This window comes from Psychrobacillus antarcticus (assembly GCF_029533155.1).
GTDB classification, from domain to species: Bacteria; Bacillota; Bacilli; order Bacillales_A; family Planococcaceae; genus Psychrobacillus; species Psychrobacillus antarcticus.
In genome coordinates, this window is sequence record NZ_JAIZDB010000033.1 from 34,535 (window position 1) to 42,311 (window position 7,777).

Consider the following 7,777-nt stretch of genomic DNA (forward strand, 5'->3'; position numbering starts at 1 on the left):
AAGTGCAGCCTATCTAATTACAGCGAATATAGACTCTTTCATACTAATTAGTTAATTTCACAAGGAACCCACCATTAAATCTAGTGGGTTCATATGAAATAATAAATGCTTTTGGAGATATTGAAGTTATAAATCTTTTTAATTTCTGTTCATTTTTCCTCTTCGCTAATACTTTCATGCAAAGTCTTTTACCATCTTTTCCGTCTGCAACCCAAGATGTTACACCATACCCTTTTGCACGGATTTGACTAGGTAGCTCAATTTCTAATGAATCTACAATTACTTCAAATACAACATAACCAAGTGCTAATCGATTTTCAATAATACTACCCAGGTATACCCCAAGACCCCATCCAATACAATATGCCGCTATATTTAATGGGTCGTCAAGATTATCTAACACCATTGTCAAACCCATCAAATAAATAAATACTTCTGCCATTGATAAAAATGATGCTATTACCCGATAACCTTTAATGACTAATATTAATCGTAAAGTAGTGAGTGACATATATATCACATTAATAACAATGATAAGCAATATTATTGAATTCACATTCTGATCCAGCTTTCTTTAATAATAGTAATTAAACAAAATCACGGTCCACTTCGAATTTTTTTAACTCATCATAGACTACTTCTTCACCTTCAAAAGCTTTTAAATGATTTGTAATATAGAACTTGGTTCCACTTGATTTCATCGTACTTGATGATTCTAATCGAGTTTGCCATTCTTCCCTACCTACTGTTAAAGTCCAGTCACACTGAACGAACGCAGATAATGGGTCTCCCTCGACTATTTTGTAAACATTACGATTTTCACTTCCATATTCAATCCCGTTATATGGCAAAAGTCGGAAACCTTCATCCGAGAAATCGTCTAAAATCCATTCATTCGTAATGGTATTATGTCTAATTTCTCTTGTTCTTACGGCTTCTCTTAATATTTCTCGTTCCATAACTTCCGCAATTTCGGGAGATTCAAAAGGTCGGATTTCTTGTACTTCATCAGTCTTTGTATAAATAGGTAATAATAACTTAGACTCTTCATCCTTAATAACTTGAATTACTGCTTCCTCAGCAGAAGGCCATGCATGCGGCCAATTCGTTGGAGAAATAGATACCTGAAGCTTATGACCCTTTGGCATTTTATACCCAATGGCATCAAGCTCAATTGTTACTATAATTTCTTCATTAATCGGTACATCTTCTGGAAACTCATGGCTATTTCTGTGTGTCAAATTCAATTGACCCCATGTGATTAACTTCGAAGTTCCCTCAGGAGATAAATCACTTAGACGTACAGTTATATTAGCTTGTTTTTTATCGCATAATAGCTTTAACTGAATACTTGGGAAACCTAAAATAGCTACTTCCTCTACTAGTTCCTCACTAGTAAATGTTGTGGAAAGACCGTTTTCGATGCCTTGGTCAGAAGCCATATCCCCTTCTTGACCAAATGGACAATAGACCCCAGAATAAAGACCATGCTGTTGATGTGTTTTCAAGTTCTCCAATCCATTTTTAGGTTGTTCAATTAACTCTTGGACACCAAAATAATATGTTTTGTCTGTTACATTTTCCGTCGTCCAACCATCTTCCACAATCCACTCTCCAGGTCGAGTATAATAATCTGTTTTAGGAGGAACTGCGTCTTGCATATATACTCGGAAGTTTGGCTCGTCCATAATTCCAGTTTCTTGACCTTTCAACCAATGATCCCACCAACGTAGACATTCTTGTAAAAATCCTATTTGTGGGCCTGGAGTTGCTACCTCTGGATATTCATGTGCCCATGGACCAATCAAACCTTTTACTGGCCCTTTTAAATTCTTCATCAAGCGAAATACCGCGTTTGTATATCCATCTGCCCAGCCACCTACTGCATACACAGGAATTTTGATGTCATTATAATTTTCACCAACCGAGCCATGCTTCCAAAACTCATCTTTACGCTGATGACGCATCCATTCCTCTATAAAGGGTGGTGTTTTTTCTAAGCGTTCCAACCAATTTTCTCGCCAGCTATCTCCTACATACTTTGGATCAGCGGGACGTGCATTGTAAATTAGCATTGTCGAAGCCCACCAGAGCATGTCCGATGCTAGTAAAGCTCCACCTTTATAATGAACGTCGTCTGAATAACGGTCATCTGTAGAACATAATGTAATAATTGTTTTCAAAGCAGGATGTTGTCTTGCAGCTACCTGTAATCCATTGAAGCCACCCCAAGACTTACCGATCATTCCAACTGAACCCGTTGACCACTTTTGCTTTTCAATCCAATTCAATACTTCTATTGCATCATCTTGCTCTTGTTTCAAGTATTCATCGTATAAAATACCATCTGAATCTCCTGAACCCCGTATGTCTACTCGAACACATGCATAACCATGACCAGCAAAGTATGGATGACGAATAGAATCCCTCAACGCTGTAAAGTCATTTCTTCTATATGGAATATATTCTAAAATGCTAGGTACCGGATTCTCTTCTGCATCTTTTGGCATCCAAATGGTTGCAGCCAATTTTGTTCCGTCAGACATTGGAATCCATATATGATCAATTTGCATAATTTCTTTTGGAAATTCTGTTTTTACTTTTCGTGTATCGGAATCTTTTATATTGAATACCAATTTTCTCACCCTTTTAGTTCCTATTTTTACTTATGCTAATCGTTTTTTAGTCTTTTTCTCGATTTTTCCCAATACAAAGTCAGCAATAATCGCAAGTAACGCAGCTGGGATTACACCGGAGTAAATTTTTGTAGTATCTAGTGTATTAATACCAGACACTATCTCTACACCTAGACCATCCGCACCTATGTAAGGACCAAGACAGGCAACAGAAACCGCTATTACAACTGCCACTCGTAAGCCGGCCATCAAAAAAGGAATAGATAAAGGAATTTGTACTTTTGTTAGAACCTGCATTGATGTCATTCCAATCCCAACTCCTGCTTCTAAAATCCCTGCTTTTACTTCCTTAATTCCAACATACGTATTACGAACAATTGGCATCAAAGAATATAAACATATGCCGATAGTCATCGTAAGATTTCCTAACCCAAAGTAAAGCATTAATACTGCTAACATAGCGATACTAGGGATTAATTGTAGTACATTTGTTAATGAGAGTATCACTGGCGCAGCTTTTTCAAATTTAGCTGCAATAATCCCTAGTGGAAAACCTATAATTAATGCTAAACATATTCCAGCTACCACCAGGAATATATGCGTACCTGTTAACGATAATAAATCAGTAAAATTTTTACTAATATACTGAATAAATTCCATATAGAATCACCTTTTTTTGATTAGTTTATCAATCCTTTTTCTTGTAAGTATGTCTTAGCTGCTTCTTCAGTACTACTACCAGAAATATCTACTTCATACATTAGTTGTGTCATATCTTCTGTGCTAATTGAACCTACAATTGAATCTAGTACTTCTGCAACCTCTGGATATTCTTTAATGAGTTTGTTTCGTGCTACGAGAGATGCCTCATATGGCGGGAAGAAGTTTTTGTCATCTTCCAACAGTTTTAAATCATATTCTATTATTTGAGGATCTACTGTATAGGCTGTAACTACATCTAGCTGATCGTTTTTTATACCTTGATACATTAAAGAAACTTGCATACCTTTTGCGTCACCAAACTTATATCCATACATTTCTTGATAAGCGCGATATCCATCGTTTGGTCGCTCAAGCCATGACGTATCTGTACCAATAGTTAAGTCTGGAGCATATTTACTTAAGTCTGACATCTTCGTGATATTATTTTGTTCTGCAAAATCACGTTGGGTTGCAATACCATATTGGTTACTAAATCCAATGCTGTCATACCATTTCAAATCATATTTTTTTCCAAACAAAGACTGTGCTTGTTCCAGTGTTTTCGCTGGTTCTGTTGAGAATTCTACTTGATCATCGTCAAAATGATTATTATATACTTCCCCTGAATACAATACCGCAAGGTCAAATTCTTCTTTCTCTAGTGCAGTCATAATTTGTGGACTTGCTTGAATATCTTCCGTAATCTCTACTTCATGATCAGTCTGATCTTCAATCAATAACTTCACTATCTGTGCCATAATTTTAGGATCTGTATTTGTTTGTGTTCCAAATTGAAGCACTTTTCCACCATCCGAGGAAGTCTCCTCTTTGCCACAAGCTACTAACATTAAAACAAGTGCTAAAAATAAACTTCCTAGTATAAATCTCTTCATATTGTTCATCCCCTTTTATATTTTTTAAAAATACTTTTTTCCACTCTTCCAAGTAGACCATCCAATATTAATGCTATTAATATGGAAAGAATAGTCCCCGTAAAAATCATGTTTTTATCATTAAATCCTATTCCGGCTAAAATGAGATCCCCTAAACCTCCTGCACCAACAACAGCAGCTAATGCCGTCCAACTAATTATGTAAACACTAGTCGTGCGAATCCCCGACATTATATAAGGTAACGCTAATGGCAACTCTATTTTTAAAATACGCTGAATAACGCTAAAACCCATTCCCTTTGCAGCTTCTACTATACTTTGGTCTATCGAACTGATACCAGAATAGGTGTTTCGTAATAATGGCAGTATAGAGTATAAAAACAATGCTGCAACTGCAGGTTTAAACCCAATTCCTAGAAATGGAATCATTAGTGCCAACATAGCTATTGTAGGAATAGTTTGCAAAATATTCGAAATACTGAAGATAGCATTCTTCACTTTTTCATTTTTTATTTTGGTCATATATATCGCTAGAGGAATGATAATGACCACCGCTAACACTATTGCAACAAATGAGATTGTAATATGTTGTAATACATATTCAAAAATTGAATCATACCTATCCTGCCAAAATTCAATGTAATCCGTAATCACTTCCATTTATCAAACACCACTCTTACTGCCAATGACTTGACTCATTGCAAGGAATAAGCTGTGTCTATCTAGCACACCTACATACTTTTCCGCATCCGAAACAACTGGCAAAATAGCAGGATTTAATTCTTCTATTTTTGTAATAACATTACCAATTCCAGTGGTTTCCAATATGGGAGGTTGACTCTCTAATATATCTTCTACTAATTTCGTACTGTTATCTAATGCCTTATAGAGACTAACTACACCAAGGTATCTCTTGTCATCATCAAGAACAGGGAGGTGAGAAATATTGTGATTTAACATTGTCTTAATCGCACCTTTTATACCACTCTGCAGAGTAACGGTCGGAAAATCAGATTGAACAAATTCAATTACCGATGGCAGTAGATTCTTATTCTTATTTCGCAGTCGTTCTTGTCCAATAAATTGTTTAACAAATTCATTTGCAGGATTAGTTAATAATTCTTCAGGTGTTCCCTTTTGAACGATTACGCCATCCTTCATTAAAATAATTTCGTCTGCTATTTTAATAGCTTCATCCATATCATGTGTAACAAATATTATTGTTTTTTTAATTTCTTTTTGAATACGAATAAGCTCTTCTTGAAGATTTTCTTTACTGATAGGATCTAAAGCACTGAAGGGTTCATCCATAAGAATGGTCGTTGGTTCTGCTGCAAGAGCACGAATAACACCTATTCTTTGTTGTTGACCTCCACTTAGTTCGGAAGGGTATTTGTGTTTGTATATTTTTGGGTCAAGATGCACCATTTCTAATAACTCATCTACTTTATTGTTGATTCGATTTTTATCCCATTTTAATAGCTTGGGAACAGCTGCAACATTTTCGTAGATTGTCATATGTGGAAATAAACCGATGCTCTGGATTACATACCCCGTTCTTCTCCTAAGTTCAATTGGATCGATTTCTTTAATATCTTTCCCGTCAATGGTTAACTTTCCGCTAGTATGCTCGGCTAACCTATTAATCATCTTCATGGTTGTGGTTTTTCCACATCCACTAGGACCAATTAATACATTAATCTTTCCTTCTTCAAATATTAGGTCTATTTCTTTTAAAGCCTGAAATCCATCAGCATAAACTTTACTAACTTTCTCTAACTTAATCAAAAAAATTCCTCCTATCGTTATAAGCGGAGAATCCATTTTGATAAACCTTTTTTCAAAGCTACAAAATCTACTCCAAAATGATGAATGCTTTTCTATCAATCTTTTCTTTGGTATTACATTATTTTTTTAATTTTTTATTGTTATTAGAAATATCCCCAGAGCATTGTAAAGTATAAGTATGTAACCCTTTCCTTCTCCATTTAATTTCCCCTTTATGGTCATTACTAATCGAGTTTAAAAAATAATCATGATTACATTTTGTTACTTCGCTATTGTATCATGGTATAATTACGACATCAATATGTATTCTGAAAATTATTTTTATTCTAAAAGTGAGGAGATTGAATGGATAATAGAGAAATTAAGCGAAGAAGAATGTGGACGTACTTTATCGATGCCACCGAAGAACTTATAAAAACGGAGGGAATCCAACAAGTTACGATACGAAATGTCGCAGAAAGGGCCGGTTATAATAGTGCCACCATTTATAATTATTTTAACGAATTCTCCCACCTACTATTTTTCGCATCTTTTAAGTTTTTGAAACCCTATCAAGTAAAAGTTGGAAGTGAGATGAACAAGGTAGACGACCCTGTACAAAAATACATAGTAGCCTGGCAATGTTTTAGCGAATACTCATATAATAACCCTGATATTTTCAATGCTGTTTTCCTTATGGACCTTGGTGATCATCCTGAAAATTTATTGGTTCACTATTATGAACTTTATCCTGCTGATTTACTAGAGGTACCCGAATCGCTACAGCCAATAATATTGGACAGAAATCTCTCAACTCGAGGACGGTTTGCACTAAGCGGGATTGTTAAAAGTGGTCTCTTAACTGAAGAGAAAGCGGAAGAATTAAATGAATTGACCAATTTAGTATGGCAAGGGATGTTCTCCAACTTGCTAAATAATCGCACTTTGTATTCGCCTAAAGAAGCACATGAACGCACGATGAAATATATAAAAACAATAATCAATTCTATGATTAATAATAATAATTAATTAAATAACATTTAGATATCGATGAAAATTAAACTTTCAAAGTAAATGACTTGCTATTTTAAAAATCGTGATATAATCGCTTGGAATTTATTTCATAAAGATAGGGGAAGATTTTATGTTGTTACGAGACGTTTTTATATACTTATCAGAAAACCGCACGTTGAATGCGGCAGCAAAAAAATATGGTTTAAAAATGGGTGTGTAATGCATAATGAAAGTACAGAACTTTGCAATGAATTTGTACAGAGTTCTGCATGAGAAAATCATGTAAATAAAAAAGGACTTGCCAGCCACCCAAGTCAACCTCTACTGTTAAAGTGCGAACTCAAAACAGATGGAGGTTAGGAAGGATGCTAACAATGTCCGATATTAATTGTATCAAACACTTACGAAATGAAAAAGGTTTATCGATCGGTGCGATTGCAAAGGCGCTTAATATTAATTGGAGAACCGCTAAAAAGTATGCAGATGAAAACGAGCTACCATCTTCCATCATTAAGCCACGAAAAGGTATGATGTATAAGGAAAAATGGGGTCTAATGGTATCCGATTGGTTATTTGAGGATGCTAGAGAAAAGAAAAAATTAAGACGTAATAACTTACAAATTTTTAATGAGCTAAAAACCTATGGTTTCAAAGGTTCTTATAGAACAGTATGTAATTTTATTGAAGAATGGGAAGTTCAAAATGATCCGACTGTACCTGATAAAGGATCTGAAAGGTTAGAACACCCTTCGGGAGAAGCACAAGT

Annotated in this window: 7 protein-coding genes and 1 pseudogene; 2 read left to right on the forward strand and 6 right to left on the reverse strand. The window is 35.1% G+C overall.

Features of this window, described 5'->3' with window-relative positions; translation table 11 throughout:
- Window positions 1–43: 43 nt before the first annotated feature.
- From LDK52_RS16130 to LDK52_RS16155, 6 genes are read right to left on the reverse strand one after another with little or no spacing between them, the layout of a single operon-like run.
- A complete protein-coding gene (locus tag LDK52_RS16130; RefSeq protein ID WP_277586966.1) occupies window positions 44–556 on the reverse strand; it encodes a DUF2179 domain-containing protein in 513 nt (170 codons plus the stop codon).
- Window positions 557–587: 31 nt separating this feature from the next.
- Window positions 588–2,645, reverse strand: coding sequence for a CocE/NonD family hydrolase (locus LDK52_RS16135; protein WP_320415370.1), 2,058 nt, complete (start codon window positions 2,643–2,645; stop codon window positions 588–590).
- 21 nt (window positions 2,646–2,666) lie between these two features.
- A complete protein-coding gene (locus tag LDK52_RS16140) occupies window positions 2,667–3,296 on the reverse strand; it encodes an ABC transporter permease (protein ID WP_277586967.1) in 630 nt (209 codons plus the stop codon).
- 20 nt (window positions 3,297–3,316) lie between these two features.
- Complete coding sequence (locus LDK52_RS16145) at window positions 3,317–4,231, reverse strand: ABC transporter substrate-binding protein (RefSeq protein WP_277586968.1); 915 nt, start codon at window positions 4,229–4,231, stop codon at window positions 3,317–3,319.
- A gap of 5 nt (window positions 4,232–4,236) precedes the next feature.
- Entirely contained in the window at window positions 4,237–4,890 is a 654-nt protein-coding gene (locus LDK52_RS16150; protein WP_277586969.1) for an ABC transporter permease, read from the reverse strand.
- A gap of 3 nt (window positions 4,891–4,893) precedes the next feature.
- Window positions 4,894–6,018 carry a betaine/proline/choline family ABC transporter ATP-binding protein gene (locus LDK52_RS16155; protein WP_277586970.1) on the reverse strand — a complete coding sequence of 375 codons (1,125 nt, stop codon included), beginning with the start codon at window positions 6,016–6,018 and terminating at the stop codon, window positions 4,894–4,896.
- A 345-nt stretch (window positions 6,019–6,363) separates the two neighbouring features.
- Between LDK52_RS16155 and LDK52_RS16160 the strand changes: the two genes are divergently transcribed.
- Complete coding sequence (locus LDK52_RS16160) at window positions 6,364–7,026, forward strand: TetR/AcrR family transcriptional regulator (protein WP_277586971.1); 663 nt, start codon at window positions 6,364–6,366, stop codon at window positions 7,024–7,026.
- Between the two features lie 350 nt (window positions 7,027–7,376).
- A pseudogene (locus LDK52_RS16165) lies at window positions 7,377–7,777 on the forward strand (IS21 family transposase); the annotation flags it as partial.